This window comes from Vibrio sp. 1069, from assembly GCF_033340555.1.
Window position 1 is genome coordinate 1 of the sequence record NZ_JAWOWP010000034.1, and the last position, 18939, is coordinate 18939.

General features: G+C 44.9%; 14 protein-coding genes and 1 pseudogene. 4 read left to right on the forward strand and 11 right to left on the reverse strand.

The features are described from left to right. Positions 1 to 155: 155 nt before the first annotated feature. From gcvA to R7040_RS23725, 6 genes are all read right to left on the reverse strand, one after another. Positions 156 to 1082: a transcriptional regulator GcvA gene (gene gcvA / locus R7040_RS23700; protein ID WP_005375182.1), complete on the reverse strand. Its 927-nt coding sequence runs from the start codon at positions 1080 to 1082 to the stop codon at positions 156 to 158. A gap of 247 nt (positions 1083 to 1329) precedes the next feature. Beyond that, positions 1330 to 2694: a TrkH family potassium uptake protein gene (locus R7040_RS23705; protein WP_005375181.1), complete on the reverse strand. Its 1365-nt coding sequence runs from the start codon at positions 2692 to 2694 to the stop codon at positions 1330 to 1332. A 1-nt stretch (position 2695) separates the two neighbouring features. Further along, positions 2696 to 3349 (reverse strand): potassium channel family protein, encoded by a 654-nt coding sequence (locus tag R7040_RS23710; protein WP_213895937.1) that lies wholly within the window; start codon positions 3347 to 3349, stop codon positions 2696 to 2698. Between the two features lie 151 nt (positions 3350 to 3500). Next, a complete protein-coding gene (locus R7040_RS23715) occupies positions 3501 to 4199 on the reverse strand; it encodes a response regulator transcription factor (protein ID WP_054576620.1) in 699 nt (232 codons plus the stop codon). Next, positions 4196 to 5239 (reverse strand): DUF4118 domain-containing protein, encoded by a 1044-nt coding sequence (locus tag R7040_RS23720; RefSeq protein ID WP_167415889.1) that lies wholly within the window; start codon positions 5237 to 5239, stop codon positions 4196 to 4198. The genes R7040_RS23715 and R7040_RS23720 overlap by 4 nt, the downstream gene beginning before the upstream one ends. 228 nt (positions 5240 to 5467) lie before the next feature. Continuing rightward, the gene (locus R7040_RS23725; protein ID WP_042521744.1) at positions 5468 to 7321 is read right to left on the reverse strand and encodes an ABC transporter ATP-binding protein; all 1854 of its coding nucleotides are present in this window, start codon (positions 7319 to 7321) and stop codon (positions 5468 to 5470) included. Positions 7322 to 7466: 145 nt separating this feature from the next. Between R7040_RS23725 and R7040_RS23730 the strand changes: the two genes are divergently transcribed. The 4 genes from R7040_RS23730 to fhuB are packed head-to-tail and all read left to right on the forward strand — an operon-like array spanning position 7467 to position 13290. After that, positions 7467 to 9569 carry a TonB-dependent siderophore receptor gene (locus R7040_RS23730; RefSeq protein WP_169644577.1) on the forward strand — a complete coding sequence of 701 codons (2103 nt, stop codon included), beginning with the start codon at positions 7467 to 7469 and terminating at the stop codon, positions 9567 to 9569. A gap of 51 nt (positions 9570 to 9620) precedes the next feature. Then, complete coding sequence (locus R7040_RS23735) at positions 9621 to 10406, forward strand: ABC transporter ATP-binding protein (protein ID WP_017635311.1); 786 nt, start codon at positions 9621 to 9623, stop codon at positions 10404 to 10406. Next, complete coding sequence (locus R7040_RS23740) at positions 10397 to 11326, forward strand: iron-siderophore ABC transporter substrate-binding protein (protein WP_017635312.1); 930 nt, start codon at positions 10397 to 10399, stop codon at positions 11324 to 11326. The genes R7040_RS23735 and R7040_RS23740 overlap by 10 nt, the downstream gene beginning before the upstream one ends. Further along, positions 11323 to 13290, forward strand: coding sequence for a Fe(3+)-hydroxamate ABC transporter permease FhuB (fhuB, locus tag R7040_RS23745; RefSeq protein ID WP_318097224.1), 1968 nt, complete (start codon positions 11323 to 11325; stop codon positions 13288 to 13290). The genes R7040_RS23740 and fhuB overlap by 4 nt, the downstream gene beginning before the upstream one ends. Before the next feature lie 95 nt (positions 13291 to 13385). On the opposite strand, the gene R7040_RS23750 is transcribed toward fhuB, so the two are convergent. From R7040_RS23750 to R7040_RS23770, 5 genes and pseudogenes are all read right to left on the reverse strand, one after another. Continuing rightward, entirely contained in the window at positions 13386 to 14234 is an 849-nt protein-coding gene (locus R7040_RS23750; protein ID WP_005375171.1) for a mechanosensitive ion channel family protein, read from the reverse strand. A gap of 95 nt (positions 14235 to 14329) precedes the next feature. Beyond that, the gene (locus tag R7040_RS23755) at positions 14330 to 15670 is read right to left on the reverse strand and encodes an HlyD family type I secretion periplasmic adaptor subunit (RefSeq protein WP_064354904.1); all 1341 of its coding nucleotides are present in this window, start codon (positions 15668 to 15670) and stop codon (positions 14330 to 14332) included. Next, positions 15645 to 17363 (reverse strand): type I secretion system permease/ATPase, encoded by a 1719-nt coding sequence (locus R7040_RS23760; protein WP_053350060.1) that lies wholly within the window; start codon positions 17361 to 17363, stop codon positions 15645 to 15647. The genes R7040_RS23755 and R7040_RS23760 overlap by 26 nt, the downstream gene beginning before the upstream one ends. Before the next feature lie 152 nt (positions 17364 to 17515). Continuing rightward, a complete protein-coding gene (locus R7040_RS23765; protein ID WP_005375168.1) occupies positions 17516 to 18106 on the reverse strand; it encodes a calcium-binding protein in 591 nt (196 codons plus the stop codon). Between the two features lie 206 nt (positions 18107 to 18312). After that, a pseudogene (locus tag R7040_RS23770) lies at positions 18313 to 18864 on the reverse strand (LuxR C-terminal-related transcriptional regulator); the annotation flags it as partial. Between the last annotated feature and the right edge of the window lie 75 nt (positions 18865 to 18939).

Here is an 18939-nt window from a genome sequence, read left to right on the forward strand (position 1 = left end):
TTCTTTTAGTTGTTGATTTCATAACACTCTCCAATTTTTTTGGGGGGAAAGTGTCAACCTTATTTAGGACGGCACAATCAATTAAAACAAAGCGGGAACTGGTACTCCCGCTTTTTTAACATGACCAAACTCTGTTATTTTCTCTGCTTATTGATTTAGGCTAAACCTCGATCACCCACCTCATCTGGCAACTGTTGCAAAAGCCACTCTCTAAAACGCTTGACGCTTGCTGGGATTAAACCTCTATTTTTAGGTTCAAGCATAGAGAAATTGGAAGGTGTTGAAAGCACGTGTTCGACTGGCCTAACTAAAGCACCGCTTTGTAAATAGTCGTCCACTAATGACCCCCAGGCTAACGCGATTCCCTGACCATTAATTGCCGCTTGTAACAGCATTGGATAGTTATTGATGTTCATGCGATTACGAGGCGAAATATTTGGCAATCCTACACTCGCAAACCACTGCTCCCAGTTCACCCAATCTCTTTGAGACTCTTCCAGATAGAGTAACGTTTTATTGAAGATTTCTTCTGGCTCATTAGGCTGGCCGATTTTCTCTAAATAAAGCGGACTACACACAGGGAATACTTCTTCAGAAAATAGCGTTGTCACGTCCATTTCTGCAGGTGGAGTGCGACAATAAAACAAGGCGATATCGCAATCTAATCGGCGTAAGTCCAACACATTATCTGAGGCCAATATCCTTATATCGATGTCATCATGTTCATTTTGAAATTGAGCAACCTTAGGCAACAACCACAAGGCTGCCATTGCATTTGTCGTCGCAACCGTGATCTTTTGTTCGCCCTGCCACTTCTTCACTTCACCCGTGATTTGAGCAATATCGAGCAAAGATTGGCTGACAGCTTGATAATATTGAAGACCTGTAGGCGTTAAATTAATGCTTCGATTGGCTCGCGTGAACATAGCCTTGCCTAAGTATTCTTCTAATTGTCTAATTTGGCGACTGATAGCACCTTGGGTCACGTTTAGTTCGTCAGCGGCTAATGTAAAACTCAAGTGCCGCGCCGACGCTTCAAACGCAACGAGGCTATTTAAAGGTGGGAGGGGTTTGATTTTCATGTATCTTCCAGTAAGGCAGTATTGTAATTATTTTTATTCCCGGCAATCTTATGTTGCACGTGGATAATGCCATTCTGGACAACACCCCAAAAACGACAATTTATAAATGATAAAAAATAGAGATGAATCATAAATTGTTGTGAGAGAGACTGCCGTATACAGTTTCGTGGCTACAACGAGCACAAAAAGAGGAGCAGTTACTCCTCTTTTGCCTAGCCTTTTGCTCACTTTCTTCGAGTTAGCCCATTTACCCTATTGCCAATTTAGTGCTCGCGTAACGCGCTTTTTTCTTTCTTGGACTGGCTAAGAAGTACGCCAAAGTAAGGGGGCCTAATCGTCCCATAAACATCATGAAGATGATCACTAACTCACCCGGTTCGGACAAACTGCCCGTTAAGCCTCGCGACAAACCAACCGTACCCAGTGCCGAGACCGCTTCGAACATAATATCTAACATAGACGCTTTCTCTGTCAGTAACAGCGTGAATATGGCAAACCAAGTCACGCCCACCGAGATCAGAGTCAGCGCCAATGCCTTGCTGATGGTCTCTTTGGGAATCTTGCGTTGAAAGGCATAGGTTGCTTCATCGCGACGCAAATAGCTGTAAGTCGCCAAGACTAACACTATAAATGTCACAACTTTAATGCCACTTGCCGTACTCAATGATCCACCGCCGATAAACATCAACACCAGAATGATCGCCGTTGTGGCATCTTCCAACTGATCGATAGCTAAAGTGTTGAACCCTGCCGTTCTTGGCGTCACCGCTTGAAACCACGATGCCCACCATTTCCCTGCTTCGCTCAAAGGGCCAAGCGTGTTGGGGTTATCATATTCAATCAGGTAAATGGCGATAAGTGCCACCACGTTAATGATCACCGTGCCTAAGATCATCATTCGACTGTAAACGGTGAGTCGGTGCCAACGGCGATTGCGTTTTAAGTCAATCCAAACCGAGAAGCCTAAACCACCAATAATGAACAAACTGGTAATGGTGAAGTTAACGACCGGGTCGTCCACGTAAGGCATTAAGCTATCGGCACTCAACGCAAAACCTGCATTGTTAAACGCACTGATGGTGTAGAAGAAACCATGGAACAAACTGGTTTTCCAACCCAGCTCTTCACTCCAATAAACGCTCAAAATAGTGAAACCAATAAGTTCAACGAGCAGAGCGAACATCAATACAGATTTAGCAGTGGCAATGAGTGTCGATGAGTCAGTTTGGTTGAACGCCTCTCTCGCGACGGCTCGCTCCAAAAAGCCAATTTTTCCGCCCAGAGCCAGCAAGGTCACGATGGCAAACGTCATTAAACCTAGGCCACCACATTGAATCAGGAAAGCAATAACCACTTGCCCAAAAGGCGTAAACGCCGTGCCCGTGTCCACCACAACTAATCCCGTCACCGTAATGGCCGATGTCGCAGTAAACAGGCTTTGAATCCAAGTGATGGGCTCTGTGGTGGCAATCGGCAGTTTGAGTAAGACCGTGCCGAGCATGATCAAGCACGCAAAGCTGAGGCTAAGTATTAATGGCGGTGCGCCCAACAATTTTTTGCCCGCTTTGGGTTTTCGCTCGATTGGGATAATAGAGGGATGCCACAAAACCATGTTACACCAACCTTGGAGCGACGTATTTCAGCTCAGCGCGACTACCGCAAAGCAACAGCGTGTCGAACTCATTAAGCACAAACTCATCATTGATATTGGTGTAGACGGCTTCTTCGCGCTTCACCAATATCGGCTGAATGTTGTAACTACCTCGGCTGATCAACTTAGAAAGCGGTGTATCGTGCAGATTGGATTTAACGTGGATTTCCACCACATACAAACCATGCCCCATTTCCAAATAGTTATTCACCATCGGATAGTTGAGTGCCTGCGCGACTCTTACGCCCATCTCCTCTTCCGGATGAATAATGCGTTGTACACCAAGCTTAGACACGATGGTATGGTGCGCTTTGGTGCTCGCTTTAACCCAAATAGATTTCACACCCAGATTTTTCAGCGCCAGCGTACACAACAAACTGGCTTGCATGCCTTCGCCAATCGCTACCAACACCACATCACTGTTCGCTAACGCTAACTCTCTGAGTGCACCTTCGTCTGTTGCGTCACATATGACCGCTTGCGTTAACTCTTCGACGTATTTTTCGACGATTTTAGGGTCGCTATCCACCCCCGTTACGGTGTGTCCAAGATGAATAAGTTCTAAGCTGGCGGCAACGCCAAATCGCCCTAGACCAATTACTGTAAAGTGAGCCATATCAATACCTAACTGTGTTTTATGTATAGAAAATGCTAATGCGTTAAGGGTTAGACTGGTTTTCCGTCACGGAAAATAGGCAACACGAATCCTGTTCGAGTGCCGATAACCAACACTAAACCTTGGCATTAACGTTGATTAAATTTGGAATTTAGTAGTGCTTGGACGTCTCAAGCACTAAACGATAACCCAGCCCTGGCTCGGTTTTTAATAGCCGCTGTTCGTCAGCACTATCGTTCAGTTTTTTGCGTAGTTGACTCACTAACACGCGTAAGTAGTGAGTGTCTTCGACATGACTTTTTCCCCAAATCACCGCTAGCAAATGAGTTTGCTCAATGAGTTTTCCCGGCTTGAGAATCAACTGTTCAATGAAAGAAAACTCTTTCTTGGTGAGTGGAATTTCCCTCTGATCCAACCAAAATTGGTGAGTACTTTTGATGATTTTGACTCGGCCAGCCACCAGCTCATCAGCGACGGTTTGCTCATCCACCAAATCTCGAACCAGCACTTTGATGCGCGCGATGAGCTCTTTTACGCCAAAAGGCTTGCTCAAGTAATCATTCGCGCCCGCTTCTAAAAGGCGGATTTTTTCCTCTTCTTGATCGCGAGCTGTCAGCACTAGCACTGGCGTTTTATACGTCTGACGAAGCGTAGTGAGAAACTCCGCCCCATCGCCGTCGGGCAAGCCTAAATCTAGCAGAATTACGTGCGGCGAATACGCTTCGAAACACGCTTTGGCTTCTGCAATGGTACTCGCGCCAATGTAATCAAACCCTTCAGCAGACAGCGAAATTCGAATAAAGGTATGAATGCGAGGCTCATCGTCCACAACTAAAACTTTGTAACTCACGCCTGCTCTGCTCCTTGATTGAGTGGAAGTCGAATGCGGATCAGCGTCCCTTCTGATACTGGCATAGATTGAATATATCCATGGTGTGCGGTGATGATACCTTTGGCAACCGCGAGTCCCATTCCGGTGCCTGAATCGGCCGATTTGTTGTTCACACCGGAATAGAAAAGGTTGAATATTTTTTCCGCATCTTCAGCTTTGATGCCAATCCCCATGTCCCGAACATCAATCACGCACGACGAACCCTGCTTAGAAAGTGAAACCTCGACAGATTCATTCTCTGGTGAAAATCGCATGGCATTATCCAGCACATTAAAAATCGCTTGTTCGATGAGCGAACGACTTACTGACAAATAGCCAACGGCATCATCCATATTCATGGATACTTTCTCGGTGTAATTCGGCAAACGAGAAACCGCATCCCGCACAATATTCGCAATAGGCTCATCTTTTTTGGTAATTTTTAATGTGCCGTGTTGGAGCTTAGTCGCCTGTAAGAGGTTCTCTATATATTGATGCAAGCGGTGGCTTTCTGAAGTCGCACTGTCGAGCAATTCTTTGCGCTCTAAGTCATTGAGCTTGGGCATGTACTCGTTGAGTGTGGTCAGTGTTCCAATAATGGTTGCCAACGGCGTGCGTAGGTCATGGGACACCGATAGCAGGATGCTGTTTTGCAGCTTGGTTTGTTTTAATTCTCCCTGCTGGCGACGATAAAGATCCGCAAAGGTGCTGGTGATAAATGCCACCACCATAAACACGACTAAATTAAAAATGTCTTCCGGACGAAACATCTGCAAAGAGTAACGAGGCGTCGTGAAAAAGAAGTTGAAGCTCAACGCTTCGATCACCGCCGCCGCATAAGCGAATCGCGAGTTGCATTGAAACGCCACTACCACGACTGCTAACTGTAAAATCAGCAGGACTGCGGCTGTAGAGCCAAACAGTTGGTCTAACAGCCATGAGACCACAACCGCGCCAACAATCACGGTAGTAGAAAAGAGAAAGGTGTTATCTCGCCATTGAACAAACATAAAATACATCAACCAAAATTCGATGTAGAAAACTTTAGCAAAAGCCCATTCGGAGTTCGCGTAAAAAAAGCGTAAAAAATTCAATAACGACAGTGAGTTATAAACATAATCATCATTAAGTTGGCCTAACTCAATGAATAATCACAAGTTAACGTTGCCCATTAACGCCTACTTACTCGGTATAAACGACAGACACAAAAAAGAGGAGCATTTGCTCCTCTTTCGTGTAGCGTCATATTAGATGACTTGCAGTTGAGCATCACCTTGCTCAGACAAAAAACCGCCGGTTTGATGCTTCCACAACTGAGCGTAAACACCACCCAATTGCAGCAGCTCGTAATGCGAGCCTTGCTCAATGATTTTGCCGTCATCCATTACAATCAAACGATCCATCGCGGCAATCGTTGATAAACGGTGAGCAATCGCAATCACTGTTTTTCCTTCCATCAGAACTTCAAGGTTTTCTTGAATTGCCGATTCTACTTCTGAATCAAGTGCAGACGTTGCTTCATCCATGATCAAAATTGGCGCGTTTTTCAGCAGAACGCGAGCAATCGCCACACGTTGACGCTGACCACCAGACAGCTTCACACCGCGTTCACCCACTTCAACGTCATAACCAACGTTACCTTGCTCGTCTCGTAGAGATTGAATGAAATCATGAGCATGTGCTTTCTCAGCAGCTGCGATAACGGCATCCATTGAAGCATCTGGATCACCGTAAAGAATGTTCTCTTTAATTGAGCGATGTAGCAAAGAGGTGTCTTGCGTGATCATACCGATGTGTTGGCGAAGCGACTCTTGTTCAACTTGAGAAATGTCCTGTCCATCAATACAAATCTTACCGCTATTTACGTCGTAAAAGCGCAGCAACAAGTTGACCAACGTGGATTTACCTGCCCCAGAGCGACCGACAATGCCGACTTTTTCGCCCGGTTTGATAGTCAGATTCAAGTTCTCAAATACTGCCTTCTCATCACTGTAGTTAAAACCTACGTGATCAAAGCAGATCTCACCTTGAGAGATTTGCAAAGGCTTAGCATTTGGTACGTCTTTCACTTCAACATCGTTTGAAATCGTATTAATACCGTCTACTACTGTACCGATGTTTTCAAACAGTGCGCTAACTTCCCACATGATCCACTTCGACATACCTTGTACGCGCAACGCAATACTGATGGCAATCGCAATAGCACCAATTGTTACAGCGTGATCTAGCCATAGATAAACCGAAATGGCACTAATAGACATCAGCAGCAAATAGTTGATGGCATCCACACTAAACAGTAAACAAGTCACCATGCGCATTTGGCGGTAAACCGTCACCAAAAATTGCTTCATGCTGCTTTCTGCGTATTCCAACTCTCGTTGCGAGTGCGCGAATAGCTTTACGGTAGATATGTTGGTGTAAGAATCGACAATGCGCCCAGTCATTACAGAACGAGCATCCGCTTGCTCCGTCGCTACTTGTTTCATTTTAGGGATAAAGTAGAACTGGATAACCGCGTACATTCCTATCCAAATCACAATAGGCAACATTAGCAAACCATCAGCTTCGCCCATCATCCAGAGCATCGAAAGAAAATAAACGCTGATATAAACCAGTACATCCACCAGCTTCATGACCGTTTCTCGTACCGCTAACGCACTTTGCATCACTTTGGTCGCAACTCGGCCTGCAAAGTCACGCTGGAAAAATCCAACCGCTTGTTTTAGCAAGTAACGGTGAATCAACCAACGGATAGACATCGGGTAGTTACCCAATAACGTTTGGTGCATCACCATTGAGTGGACAAAACCGAGAGCTGGCATCACAACCGCCACTAAGAACAGCATCATTAGCATGCGATCACCCTGGTCTTGCCAGAATGTTGCGCGATCTTGATTAGAGAGAATATCGACGAGCTCGCCCATATAACGCAACAGCGTCACCTCAGTAATGGCAATAAGCGCACTGAACACAGCCATAACGAGTAAAGGGGCTTCAAAGCCACGAGTGTAAAAACGACAAAAGCCAAATAGCGTCTTCGGTGGCTTTTCGGTTTCCATCTGGGGAAAGGGTTGGGTCAGCTTTTCAAACCAATTGAACATAACAATGACTTTAGGTACCGCGAATGAATTTGCGAACGTTTTACTATCTTTTGATACAAAAGTCAGTAAAATACCGAAACAAAAGCTCAAATGATAATAATTACAATTAAGCTTAGCGTTAATCATAATTATCGGGAATAGATTTATGCAAAAGAATAACTCACTGACCATCGCTATCCGCAACGCGTTGGTTTGTGCTTTAGCACCTACAGCAGTGGTTGCATTCACAGCACAAGCTCAAGAAGACGTCGTACAAGATGACGTGATTGCCATGGAGACCATAACGGTCACCGCGCAAGCACTTAAAGTAGAAACCCCTGCAGCAGAAACGCCGCGCAGCGTATCTATCATTTCTGAAGATGAACTTCGTGTTCGTGCACCGAAAAAGCTAGATGAAGCATTACGCTACACGTCTGGTGTAACCGCTCAGCCTTATGGCGCAGACAACGACACTGATTGGTTCAAAGTTCGTGGATTTGATGCAGCGACTTACCTAAACGGCAACCGCCTATTCCGCGATGGTTACTACACATGGTTGGTCGAACCTTACGGCCTAGAAAGTGTAGAAGTCGTTAAAGGTCCATCGGCTATTCTGTTTGGTGAATCGGCACCAGGCGGTATCGTGAATGCTGTTCAGAAAAAACCAACGTTTACGCCTCAAGGCGAAGTAAAAGTCGAAGTTGGCAACAACCAACACCAATCCGTAGGTTTTGACATTGCTAACGAAGCAAACGACGCAGGCACTGTGCGCTATCGTTTGGTTGGCTTGATGACAAGCCAAGATGGTGAACTGGACGGCACAAATAACGAGCGTTTCTACCTAGCGCCAAGTGTCGAGTTCGACATTTCTGACCGTACAATGCTGACCGTTTTGGCAACTTACCTTCATGATGACGGTGTACCAACTAACCCATTCTTCCCGGCAGCAGGTACTCTGATTGGTTCTAACTTTGGCAAAATCGATCCTTCGACTAACCTTGGTCAGCCAAACTACGATAAATACGAACGCACGCAGTTTTCTCTAGGTTACTTACTAGAGCACGACATCAATGACATGTGGTCACTCTCGCAAAACCTCAATTACGGTTCGAATGAGTTGTACTTGCGCAGCTCTTACGCGTTCTCAAACAACGATCCAGCGAAAGAAGAGTTAACGCAAGGCATCGTATTCCGTGACGGAAAAAACCAGAGCATCACGTTCGATAACAATGCTGTCGGCAACTGGATGACAGACAACGCAGAGCACACAGTGCTTATCGGTATGGATCTGCAATTCCACAAAACCGATGGCGACGAGCAAGACAACTATGCATTTGGCACTATCAACCCGTGGAACCCAGTTTACGGCAACTTCACCCCTCTTGATCCTGCCAACAACGTGAAACGTGAGATTGAGAAATCTCAAGCAAGTCTCTATTCACAATACCAATTGAAACTGCATGAACAGTGGATTGGTAACATAGGTGCTCGTTACGACTGGGTGAAAACAGAAAACTCTGGCAAAGGCGCTACCGTTGATCAAAGTGAATCTCGTGATGATGGTCAGCTCTCTCTAAGTGCGGGTGTGATGTACCTTGCAAACAATGGCCTGTCACCTTACGCAAACTACTCTCAGTCGTTTGAAGTGATCAGCACTATTGATGCTGCAACCAATGAACTTTACAAACCGCTGGAAGGCGAGCAAGTAGAAGTGGGTGTAAAGTATGAGCCAAGCTTTATGGATGGCTTTATCAACCTTGCATGGTTCGACATCACGCAAAAGAACGCGTTGGTCACTAACCCATCAACATGGATTGCGACACAAACAGGTGAAGTGACATCTCAAGGTATTGAGCTAGAAAGCACGGCGCAGCTAACCGACGATCTAAAACTGATGGCAAGCTACACCTACACTAAAGCGAAAACAGATGAGAGCTTTGGCCAAGGTAAAAAACAAGCCGCACTTATTCCTGAGCATCAAGCGTCTGCATGGGTAGACTACAGCGCCTACAGCCTGATTCCAGGCCTCAATATCGGTACTGGTGTGCGCTACGTAGGTGAGTCAAAAGATAACCCTAAGAGCTCGAACCTAACGGTTCCTTCTGTCACTCTTTGGGATGCGTCAGTCACTTACGACATCACTTCACAGTGGCAAGCACAGCTAAACGTGAACAACATCCTAGATAAAGAGTTTGTTTCAGGTTGCGATTACTGGTGTTACTACGGCCAGTCTCGCTCTGTTATGCTAAACGCAAACTACCGCTGGTAATTGTACTTCTACTCCCCTCTATTGAGGGGAGTTTTCTCCTAAGAGCCATCCATGTTTCAACTGTCTAATATTGAGATCGTGCGAGGTGGACGTCAGATCCTCGGCATCGAACAACTTAACATCCCAACAAATGAGCTAACGGTCGTTTTAGGCCATAACGGTTCAGGTAAGTCGACACTGGTGAACCTGCTTTCTGGTCAAATGCCACCAGATAAAGGCACGGTAACACTAAACGATACTTCCCTTTCATCACTCAAAACCAAAGAGTTGGCAAAACAGATCGCCTATTTGCCACAAAAGCTGCCCTCTTCGGCTGGTTTAACGGTAGAAGAGCTAGTGCGCTTAGGTCGCTTTCCGTGGCGTGGGGCACTTGGTCGTTGGAAAGCTGAAGACAAACAGATCATCACGCAGGCTATGGAACGAACAGGGGTTACACCTTTTGCTCAAGCTTTGGCGGATGACTTATCGGGCGGCGAGCGCCAACGTGCTTGGGTGTCTATGCTACTGGCTCAACAATCGCCAATTTTAATTCTCGATGAGCCAACCTCGGCGCTCGATGTTCACCATCAGTTTCAACTAATGGCGCTGCTGGCAGAACTGAATCGAACCGAGAATGTAGGCATTATCGTGATCCTGCACGATCTGAACTTAGCACTGCGCTACGCCACCCACATTGTTGCGCTCAAAAAAGGTAAGATTGCCTTTGAAGGCAACGCCGACATGTTGTTAGACGAGGCACGCCTTTCTAAACTATATGAGTCACCAATTAAGCTGATTGAACACCCAAGCCCGGCTAACACATTAGCGAGCCAAAAGGTGGCTGTTGTATGCGCATAATAGCTCGTTTACTTACTGTGGTTACACAATCTGCTTTTCTCCTCGCATTTTTTATGACCAATGCACATGCAGTCATCACCGTTACCGATGAATATGGCGAGCATAGTTTTGAGCAAGCGCCTCAACGCGTTGTAGCCTTAAACTGGGACATCTTAGAACAAGTTTTGGCGCTAAACGTAGAACCAATCGCAGCCCCAAATTTACCAGGCTACCGCCAATGGGTCGTCAATCCAACTGCACCAGAGTCAATTGAAGATATTGGAACCCGAGCAGAACCCAACTTAGAAAAAATAGCCAGTTTGAAACCAGATGTCATCCTTGCTGCGTCTCCACAGCAAGACTTGATTCCGTTACTCAAACAAATTGCTCCGGTAATCTATTTACCTAATTTTTCTGAAAATGAGGCCGCAGCTGAAACGGCCATTCGTCACTTTCGTACGCTCAGCAAGCTATTCAATAAAGAGGCACTTGCTGAACAGAAACTGGCAGAATTAGATGCTTCATTTGCGCAGATGCGCCAGCGAATTCGCCACTATTACTCTTCTCCACTCAGCGTTCTTGTGATGCGATTTTCAACTCCGAATACTGTATTACTTGCAACCGAAAACTCCACCACTGACTACGTGGTTAGAAAACTGGGATTACAGGCTCCAATTAAAGAGGACCCACGAGCGTGGGGAGTAAAGCAAGATCGAATCAATCGGCTTCAGGGCCTTCAAAACAGCTACGTTCTCTACGTACAACCTTTCCCAGAAGAACGAAAACTGAAAGAGTCGCCACTTTGGCAAGCGATGCCGTTTGTGAAAAAGCAGCGGGTAAATTCAGTCAGAGCAGTGTGGGCGTATGGCGGTGCCATGTCTTTGCAATACACCGCTGAAGCGATTACCGACAGTCTAATAGAGTTGGCACCAGAACAATGAGAACGAAACATTATATTGGTTATCTGGCGCTGATTACGTTACTTAGCGTCTTTAGCCTACAAATTGATACTAATTTATCACTTTTCGAACAATGGCAATTATTAACAAAACCAGAGGTAGCAACCGAGTTTCGTGATTTATTCTTTACGCAAGCGCAACTTCCTAGGTTAAGTATGACCCTGCTTGTTGGTGCCATGCTTGGTCTCACCGGCAGCTTAATGCAGCAATTAACGCAGAATAACCTCACCTCGCCGTTGACTCTTGGCACCTCTTCTGGTGCTTGGCTTGCATTAGTCGTGGTAAACATTTGGTTCGTCGATTGGGTCGCCGATTACTCTGCATTAGCCGCAATGTTTGGGGCTTTAGTGGCGTTTGGCCTGATCGTATCAATTGCCGGTGTGCGTAATATGACAGGTTTGCCGTTGGTCGTTTCGGGGATGGTGATCAATATCTTGCTCGGTTCTATCGCCACAGCCATTATTATTTTAAACGCCCAGTTCGCACAGAATATTTTTATGTGGGGAGCAGGAGACCTCTCTCAATACAGCTGGGATTGGTTTGAGTGGTTATTGCCTCGCTGCGCTATCGCAATCGTAATTTTGATCGTCGCACCACGTATTCTGACCTTAATGAAACTAGGACAAGAAGGCGCAGCAGCCCGAGGCTTAGCGGTATTACCCGCGTTTGGTGCGTTAATGGTGATGGGTATTTGGCTGGTATCTGCCTCCATCACCGCAGTTGGTATTATCAGCTTCATCGGATTACTGACACCCAATATTGCCAGAGCGATGGGGGCAAGAACACCGCGCGACGAATTGATCAGCAGCATGCTTTTGGGCGCAATGCTACTAATCATCACAGACTCTGCCGCTATCTCGCTGAGCTTATGGTTAGAGGAAACCATTCCTAGCGGCGTAGCGGCTGCAGCTATTGGCGCTCCCGCTTTAATTTGGTTTACTCGTAAAAAACTGACGGCAACCGATCAACTTAACCTTTCAATGAGCCAAGGAAAAACGGCGCTTTCTAAACGCGCGGTATGCAGCATTGCGCTATTCAGTCTGGTTGGGATTCTAGCTTACTCATTCGTTACCCATGGTATAAACGGAATTCAATGGTCTGTGCCAGGTGAGTTCCAATGGCAATTGCGCTGGCCGCGCATGTTAACCGCACTTTCTGTCGGTATTGCGCTATCCGTTGCCGGAATCATTTTGCAACGCATAGTTTACAACCCTCTGGCAAGTCCCGATATTCTCGGTGTGTCTTCCGGAGCCACGTTTGCCATTATTACGACAGGAGTCATCGCTGGGTCGCTTCTCTCCGCATCTAGCTGGGGTATCGCTTTTTTCGGAAGTATGTCCGTATTGATGTTATTGCTGGTTATCGGTAAACGAAGCCATTTTAATCCATCTAACTTCGTGTTGTCCGGCATCGCACTAACGGCACTATTAGAAGCCCTCGTTCAATTTTCGCTAGCTCAAGGCTCAGGTGACAGTTACAAAATTTTATTGTGGCTAACTGGTTCTATTTATCGAGTCACAGCCGACACCGCACTGATGTTATGTTTGGCCATAATAGTTCTGCTTGCCGCTGTATTCTCGATTTCTCGTTGGCTAACACTAATTTCCATCGGGCGACAATTCTCAAATGCACGAGGGCTTAACCCTACCGTAGCCAATACGCTTATGCTCACCATCGTTGCTTTGTTATGCGCCTTTTCTACCGCTACAGTTGGTCCAATATCTTTTGTTGGCTTGGTCGCTCCCCATATGGCGATGATGTTAGGAGCAAGAAAAGTGAAAGAGCAACTGTGTGTCGGTGCCTTAATTGGCGCAACCCTAATGTTGTGGGCAGATTGGCTAGGACAAATCGCTATTTATCCAAGTCAGGTCGCAGCTGGCACGTTGGTCGCTATTATAGGCAGCACTTACTTCCTATTTTTAATGCTGAAGAGTAAATTCAGCTAAGTTGGGAATATTGTTACAGCCTAAAAATACGCTAAGAAAAACAAACCCCGCTATTTTGATAGCGGGGTTTGAAATTAAAGGCGAAGTACGATGCTCTATTCTTCTCGCACTACAGGAAAACGTTGCTCATAAAGTTCCATAAAGTCCTTACGAATTAAGTGCTCTAAGTGGTTCGCTTTATCGGTTGGGCAGAAAATCATCACGTGCAGAATTTGTTCACCATTAATGTTGCTAGAAATATGCATATGTGGCTCAGAACCAGGAAGGTCAACACCGGCATGTTTTTCAATCATCGCATTGTAACGATGTGCAACATCAGCAAAGTAACTGCAATGTTCTTCAATTTTATCAGTTAAAATCGGTAACAGTGGATACAAATTGACGAAGTCTTTCACCACTACAGAAAAGTTGTGGTAAACGTACCGCTTCATGAAGTTGAGGTTCTTTACTGGATAGGTAAAGAACATACTATTAGGCAATGTCGCTGTTTTGCCGGTGTAATGATATTGCCCGTGATGCAGGTCGATCTCTTGAATCACCGTCGCCATCATATTGTGCTCAATCACTTCACCACACAACTTTCCGACCTCAATCCAGTCTCCAACGCGAAAAGAACGCGAACTTGCTCTTTGAATCGAACCCGTAAAACACAAAATGATTTCTTTGGATGCCACTACAATGGCAACGGCAATCGCCGTTACACTCAGAGCAAACTCGTTAATTTCTGATTGCCATAAAATAAATAAAATCAGTAATGTAACAGCGAAGGTGCCATTTTTAGTTCTGGACATCCAACTACGCTGATCTTCTGAGAGAAAAGCGTGATCACCACGAATCATCGATAAAATTGCACGACGAATTAACCACATAATCGCAAAGATCAGTGCGGTAAAAATCAATTTATGAGTGAGAAGAAAATCGACAACTAACTGCACTTTCTCCATTCCACGGCTCCCTCGAATAAAAATACGGCCCAGTAACAGCTAACGATAACAAATTATTTTGTCTGTTGTCCGTGCTCACTCAAGTCTTTTTGAAATTACTCCTCTCTGAAGGCGCGATTCATGCTTTCTGTAATTGGCTTTATTAGGTAGCTCAATGGCGTTCGTGGCTCAGATAAAATAAGCACTTCGGCATTCATGCCTGAGGTTAAACGATGTTTTGTCACATCTTCCGATGAAATTGCAATTCTAGCGAGATAAAAATCTTCCTGGTTTTCTTGCGAGAGTTTATCGGCAGAAATCGTCAACACTGTACCGTCTAAAGGTGCCAACGTCCGTGCATTCAGAGCGGTCAGACGAACATGCGCTTGCTGGCCTGGATTCACTAAATCAATATCCTGAGGATTAACACGAGCCTCGACTAACAACTTATCGTCTTGCGGAACCAATTCTAGTAACGTTTCACCCGAGCCAATCACACCTTTTTCGGTAAACACCTGCATGTTGACTACGCGACCAGAAATAGGTGCGTTGATCGTTGTTCTTGCAACAATATCTTGAGCGGAGCGATATTCTTCCCGAATTGCGACAATTTCCGTTTTGGTGTTTCGTAGTTCCTCGACAATCTCATTCAGCCTTTCAAGCTTCAACTCTTCAATTTGCGCTAGGTTCTCATCCAACCTTTTTCTAACGGTGAGCGATTGCCTGTCTAACTGGCTTAAGGTACTTCTCACCTCCGCTGCTAAGCGCTTGAGTTGAAGTAAAGTAGATTTTCCCGAGAAACCTTTTTGCACCAAGGCTTGGTTGCTGTCTATTTCTTCAGCAATAAAGTTGAGCCGTTCCGTCTCAATCACTTTGGTTTGCTGAAGGTTTTCAAGCTCTAAATTTGCTCCAGAAATACTCTGCTCAATGATACTCAGTTTACTATCAAAGAATCGCTTTCTCGCTTCAAAGATCTTGTTTTGAACCAGTTGTGCTTCTTGGACGATATCGACACGGGGAATGCTTTCAAGATCATCAGACCATACAATCGTTGGAAGCTCATCAAGCTCCGCACTTAAACGGTTTTCCTTTGCTAGAGTATGGATAAAACGACCACTTAACGAATCCAACTTAGCCATAGCTTGACGCTTAGAAAGTTGAATTAATAACTGACCTTTTTCGACTAAATCCCCTTCCTGTACATATAGCTTTTCAATAATACCGCCTTCTAAATGCTGAATTTCTTGTCGCTTAGTGAGAACTGACAAATCACCATAAGCAATCGCTGCACTTTCTAATTTGGCTGTTGCAGCCCAGTAGCCAAGACCTCCAAGAAAAACACTTAAGGTCACCACACCGAGTAAAATTGGTTTTCGAAAGCTTAGTCTCGCTTTGGGGCTAAAACGATATACGATCTCGGTAGAACTCTGATTAACGGTTGGCAGTTGATTGCTCATTTCTTACCCTTGGGATATCTGTTCTTTCTTCGCCCATCAAACGTTTTAATACTTCATCTTTAGCGCCGTATAACTTGACTCGGCCGTCAGCCAAATACAACAGCCTATCCATTTGTCGTAACGTACTCGGATTGTGGGCAATGACGATAATCGTTGTACTCTGTGCTTTTAAATGGGCAATCAAACGTTGATACGCAGCCTCTCCCTCACCATCGAGGTTGGCATTCGCTTCATCGAAAATCACTATAGAAGGGTCGCCATAAACGGCTCTTGCAAGAGCGATTCTCTGCCTTTCCCCCCCAGATAAACCACGGCCATTTTCACCAATAATGCAATCATAGCCTTTGTTTTTCTTGAGTATTAATTCATGACATCCTGCTAGTTGAGCCGCCTTGATGACTTTAGCGGGGTCTTCTTCTTTAAAGCGCGCGATGTTCTCTCGAATTGTGCCAGGAAATAACTCCACCTCTTGAGCGAGATACCCAAAATGCACGCCGCGATCTTCAGATGCCCATACGGAGACTTCCATTCCATCAAGAGTCACTTTACCCGCTAATGGCTTAACCGTACCTAATAACAGCCGAGCAAACGTCGATTTACCCGTACCAGAAGGGCCAATCACCCCAACAGCAACACCCGGAGGAATCGATAAGCTGATCGATGAGAGCACTGGTTCGGTTGCTCCAGGATGGCGATAGGCTAGTCCGGTAAGCTCATAGTGTCCTTTTGGTTTAGGCAGTGGCATATCTGATTCATCTTGGCGCACGATCGCATCGATTTCTTTCAACCTTTTATAGGCGCCTTTAGCAGACATCGCACTTCGCCACGTGCCTATCGCCTGCTCCATCGGCGATAATGCCCGACTCATTAATATGGAGCTCGCGATCATCGCCCCTGCCGTTATCTCATGTTGGATAACTAACCATGCACCACCTCCCAGTAAAAATATCTGTAATGAGCCACGCACAAACTTAGAAAAGTTAGCCATGTAGATAGACTTACCTGCAACTCGCTCTTCAAGCACATTCACTTCGCTCACGCGCGACTGCCACTTCTCTAAAAATGCATTCATCATCCCCATTGCGAGAATTGAATTGGAGTTTTGCGTGGCTAATTCTGCGTTGTTGATATGAGAAATCGCTCTGACTTCGCTCTCTTGCATTGTTTTACGCGTCATTAGCTCATTAAGTAGACCTAGGCTAAACAATACGATAGATCCAAGTAACGCGATGTGACCTAGTATCGGGTGCAATAAATACACAAATAAAATAAATAGCGGTGTCCAGGGCGCATCCAACAGTGGATAAGGTGCTTGACTGCTCAAAAAGCTTTTGATGTTCTGAATGTCTCTCAGAGTTTGCGAGGTATAACTCTTCCCGGTATGTGATTGATATTGAATCGTGCGCTTGAGCATGAAAGCGGAGAGTTTTGTGTCCATCCAATAACCAAAAGATTTACTCATTTGTGCTCGTGCAATGTCGATGATGGACATGGTTAACAGCGCGACAATTACGATGACAGTGAGCAAGAATAAAGTATCGGTTGAGTAGGAGGATATCACTCGGTTGTACACTTGAAGCATGTACAACGGAATCGAGAGAACCAATAAGTTGATAAAAAGGCTAAAAACGATCAGCAAGCCCGCAAGCGTGCATAGTTTTTGTTTCACTTCTTTGAAAACCGTTTTTTGCACGACTACTTCCGTTTAACGTGAAAATTGTAGGCGCCAGAAATACTAGCGCCTAGCTTAAGGTAACCTCAAATCGCTCTAGAGTGTCCGATTAGTTCACCTCAGCATGGCAGAGCCACGCAAACTAATTCCCATCCAGAGTTATTTTCAGTCGTTTAGATTACGAACAGATCTGCACCATAGGTGTTGATGTCAGTTTCAGTCACGCCAATAAGTTTCACTGTTAGATCAGCCCCATCGGTAAACACTGCATTCCCAACTGCATCGTAGCTAAAGCTTAAATCACCAAAGTCAGTGACAGAGTCGCTAATGATGTGCAAAGAGTCTTCACCAATGGTGAAATCAACAACTTTGGCTTCGCCATGGCCACCAAACTTATCCGTGAACACAAACTTATCGCCATTGCTGCCGCCAACTAAAACGTTGTCACCAGAACCAGCAACAAGAATATCTTCACCGACACCACCATTTAATTTATTGTCGCCCAGCAAACCCAACAGCAAGTCATTACCGGTACCACCGCCGAGGTAGTCGTTTCCTGTACCAGCCCTAAGGATGTCATCTCCAGCACCACCAGTTAGGCGATCATCGCCGTCGCCGCCGATCACATAATCATTACCGCCACCGCCAACAAACGAGTCATTACCACCAAAACCGATAAACAAATCATCGCCGCCATCGAAATCAGCAAATTGGTTATTTACACCTGCATCGCCTAAATACGTGTCATTGTCACTTGCGCTCATTTTTATTCCCTCTTAGCTTATTAATTGAATAGACCTTCTGTTCCACGTCTGACTAGATTCGTCACGACATGAGAAGTCTAATAGTCAACTGAATAGGAATAAGTTTGAATATGGGATGATATTTCAGACTGACATTTTAATAATAAATATAAAATTTAGTACTTTATAGAGTATTTTCTTTTTATTACAGCAAGTTAATACTAGTACTACAGGTTTCTCTTAGCCCAACTTGTAGCTTGCGTACGGTTCTTTACTTCTAACTTTCTAAAAATATTGTATAGATGTGATTTAATAGTATGCTCGCTGATAAATAAAGAATCAGCGATTTCCATATTTGAACCACCTTCTTTCAACATTTTTAAAACCTGAACTTCACGCCGAGTAAGCTCAACCTCAATAGCAGGTTCGATAATGTTATTTGCTTCTCTACCTCGATAATAATTTACTAGCTGATCAAGTAATCTTCGAGACAGCCAGTTATCCCCTTTTATTATTGCTTTTAATCCCTGACAAACCTTGTCCATTGAATCTCCTGGACCAAATATACCTTTTACATGAGGCCAAGAAGCGAGTTCTTCTGTGTCTAAGTCATAACCTAGATTAAGCATTATAGTTCCTAGCACTTTATTACTATCTTTTAAATAAACTAAAGTTTCGGAAGGAATCTCAACTGAAAAATCAACAAGCAAAAAGTAGCGTTCCGGAATGAGTTCATGATAACTAGGGTTTTTAGTATCAATGATCGTTATTTTAGTTTGGCTTTGTTGCGTAATTCGGACAGAAAACCAAGTCGTCCGAAATTGAATAATTATTAAACAATATACTGAGTTTCA

Excerpts from the sequence above, each read along its gene's own strand:
- fhuB (WP_318097224.1), top strand. The coding sequence starts at position 11,323 with ATGAGAACGAAACATTATATTGGTTATCTGGCGCTGATTACGTTACTT.
- gcvA (WP_005375182.1), bottom strand. The coding sequence starts at position 1,082 with ATGAAAATCAAACCCCTCCCACCTTTAAATAGCCTCGTTGCGTTTGAA.
- R7040_RS23765 (WP_005375168.1), bottom strand. The coding sequence starts at position 18,106 with ATGAGCGCAAGTGACAATGACACGTATTTAGGCGATGCAGGTGTAAAT.
- R7040_RS23705 (WP_005375181.1), bottom strand. The coding sequence starts at position 2,694 with ATGGTTTTGTGGCATCCCTCTATTATCCCAATCGAGCGAAAACCCAAA.
- R7040_RS23755 (WP_064354904.1), bottom strand. The coding sequence starts at position 15,670 with ATGAGCAATCAACTGCCAACCGTTAATCAGAGTTCTACCGAGATCGTA.
- R7040_RS23735 (WP_017635311.1), top strand. The coding sequence starts at position 9,621 with ATGTTTCAACTGTCTAATATTGAGATCGTGCGAGGTGGACGTCAGATC.
- R7040_RS23720 (WP_167415889.1), bottom strand. The coding sequence starts at position 5,239 with ATGTATTTTATGTTTGTTCAATGGCGAGATAACACCTTTCTCTTTTCT.
- R7040_RS23710 (WP_213895937.1), bottom strand. The coding sequence starts at position 3,349 with ATGGCTCACTTTACAGTAATTGGTCTAGGGCGATTTGGCGTTGCCGCC.
- R7040_RS23750 (WP_005375171.1), bottom strand. The coding sequence starts at position 14,234 with ATGGAGAAAGTGCAGTTAGTTGTCGATTTTCTTCTCACTCATAAATTG.
- R7040_RS23730 (WP_169644577.1), top strand. The coding sequence starts at position 7,467 with ATGCAAAAGAATAACTCACTGACCATCGCTATCCGCAACGCGTTGGTT.
- R7040_RS23740 (WP_017635312.1), top strand. The coding sequence starts at position 10,397 with ATGCGCATAATAGCTCGTTTACTTACTGTGGTTACACAATCTGCTTTT.
- R7040_RS23725 (WP_042521744.1), bottom strand. The coding sequence starts at position 7,321 with ATGTTCAATTGGTTTGAAAAGCTGACCCAACCCTTTCCCCAGATGGAA.